The 2,517-nt window shown below is 37.1% G+C and carries 2 protein-coding genes; both read right to left on the reverse strand.

Annotation, left to right across the window (positions count from 1 at the left end; all coding sequences use genetic code 11):
• Positions 1–102: 102 nt before the first annotated feature.
• Positions 103–855, reverse strand: coding sequence for an IS21-like element helper ATPase IstB (istB, locus tag BMSHG_RS25475; protein ID WP_019157277.1), 753 nt, complete (start codon positions 853–855; stop codon positions 103–105).
• Positions 855–2,396 carry an IS21 family transposase gene (gene istA, locus BMSHG_RS25480; RefSeq protein ID WP_392397259.1) on the reverse strand — a complete coding sequence of 514 codons (1,542 nt, stop codon included), beginning with the start codon at positions 2,394–2,396 and terminating at the stop codon, positions 855–857. Before istA ends, istB begins: the two co-directional genes overlap by 1 nt.
• Positions 2,397–2,517: the final 121 nt, after the last annotated feature.

A 2,517-nucleotide genomic window follows, 5' to 3' on the forward strand; every position in this document is an offset into this window, starting at 1 on the left:
GTAACCGTCAAGTAGTTTTGAACACTTTTTGCTAATTAAGTTTGAACACTTTTTATGATGATTTTATATTCCCCCACCTATTTTTTATAGGCTAGGGGATGATTAATTAAAAATTGTTGAACGATGTTTTAATCGCCAGCTGTCATTCTCATTTAATTGAATAACTTCTACTCTATGAAGCAATCGATCTAAAATTGCGGTAGTGATTCCTTGATCTCCCATCAACTCCACCCATTGCTCGGGACCTTTATTGGAGGTGATGATAATGGAACTTCGTTCATACAAATGGTTTATTAGATGAAAGAAAAGGTTGGCTTCGCGTTGATCCATTGCCATATACATTAAATCATCAATAATAACCAAATCAGCTTCTCTTAATCTTTTAAGCTGCACTTTTGATTTTTGAACATATTCTTCTGTTTTTAATAGTTGCACAAGTTCACCCATAGTTGAAAAGACAACCTTATATCCCTTTTGAACGGCATCAATACCTAAACCAATCGCAAGGAATGTCTTCCCAGCCCCTGGAGGCCCTAGTAGTATTATATTGTACTGTTGTTCCAACCAATTAAGCTCCCTTAATTGGTTTAATTGTCGGGTACTCAGTGATACTTGCTCTTCTATAATAAATTCACTTAATGTCTTATAATAGGGAAACCTTGCCCACTTGAGCCTCTTTTCCACACTTTTTTCTTCCCGTCTTTTTAACTCGTAAGTAAGGAGTTCCTGAAGGAACTCTTGATAAGTCCAAGACATTTTTTCCGCATTACGAAGTAATACCGGCAGTTCATCCGATGCTTCTGTCATTCGGAGGTGCCGGAACTGCTCTTGAAGGAGCTGTACCGTTTTAGTCATTATGAAACTCCCCCTAAAATTTTGATATATTGTTCCGCATCCCTAGTTGCTGCCGTAGCTTTTATTGCGGGGTTTATCGTTTTTGACTTTTGTATCGAAGGTACTTTAGGAGTTTCTGTTTCTCTTAGTCTTGCGAAATGTTGGGCAATGTCACGAAGGTCGTTGCCGCTCCATAGTTGATCTTTAATACAGACATCTAGGGCTTCGTTTATGAATGATCGAAAATGGGTAATGGCGTTTTGAATGACTTGAAGTTGATCACGTATGTATCTTGGATATCGGCGTCCTACTTCGTGTATAAACTGTTCAGCCTTTTCTTGGTTTTCAAATTGACGAACCACAGTTTCCTTGTATGCTTGAATTCCTTTTGAGCGATCCCTTGTATGTTGGCGATTCTTTATCAATTCCCCTTTTCCATGGAATATTTTGTGTCTAGCTAATACTTCCCCTTGCGGGTCTTTCCGAATAATGAGGTTTTCCTCCTGAATTTCTATATAGACCTTATTTTCTCCCCTAGGGCGATAAGTTCCTAATGGGAGTGAATAACGATTAGATTTGTATTTTATAATATTGTCCTTGTGTACAGTTCTTGTTATACTAGAACCAAGGTTGCTCTCGAAAGAGAGCAGGGGAGAGATTGGCTTTAAGTGTAGCTTTTCGAGGGCGTGCACTTCTACCGGTCTCTTTTTTGTTGTATTGTGTACATTGTAATTCCCCGTCCTATCTAACCATGCAATACATTTCTCATTCCATGTCTCCAAATTTGAAAATATCCTGTGTTTCACAAAGTTCCTTTTCACATATTTCACCACATTTTCAACTCGCCCTTTACTTTCTGGATCTGCCTTACGGCATAAATAAATTCGAAAACCTCTATCTTGCTTATAAGCTTGAAATTCACTCGTCAGAATAATGTCACCAGCATTTTCGCTGACTGTAATCAGATGGTCTTGGTCATACACAATCTCTTTTGGCATTCCCCCCAAAAATTGAAAAGCCTTTTCATGACATCTAATGGTATCTCTGGTAGTAAAAGGCCTATCCAAAAATTCCACATACTTAAAGCGCGAATGCGACAGAACAAACGTAATAAAATACAGTTTTACATCCTTCTTTTCCAAATTCTTAACTGTTATTTCACCCCAATCCACCTGCATTTGTTGTCCCATCGGTAATTCTTCTATTGCTTCATATAATCTAACATGTAAAACTTTAGGAATATGGTAAACATCTCGAAGATGACTTACATAGTTTCGAACCGTACTTCCCCCAATAACCAAATCAGGATAATGCTCTTTTAACCAATCCTCCACTTGAGCTGAAGACATGTCCGGATCTTTTTTTAGCCAACTTAATATTTTATCCTGATATGAATCCAATTTCTTTGTTCTACTAACAAGAGAGGCTGACCATTCTTTTGCTTCCTCGAATGTCATTTTTAAATATTTATTGACTGTATTTCTCGAAATACCTAGTTTTCTAGCAATTGCAGATCTACTAAAACCTTTCTCCCTTAATTGATTAATTTCCACAAACAATATTAATTTTTCCACCTTTCTCATACCCTCCAACTAAACAAATGATGATAGCTTTATCATAGCTTAGTAGAGGATTAATTTGGTAATAAAGTGTTCAATCTTATCTGGCGGAAACTGTTAATAA

The sequence above is a fragment of the Robertmurraya massiliosenegalensis JC6 genome (assembly GCF_000311725.1).
Classification (GTDB): Bacteria; Bacillota; Bacilli; order Bacillales; family Cytobacillaceae; genus Robertmurraya; species Robertmurraya massiliosenegalensis.

What these genes read in the sequence shown, in the direction of transcription:
- istB (WP_019157277.1), bottom strand. Translation starts at nt 855, where the DNA reads ATGACTAAAACGGTACAGCTCCTTCAAGAGCAGTTCCGGCACCTCCGA.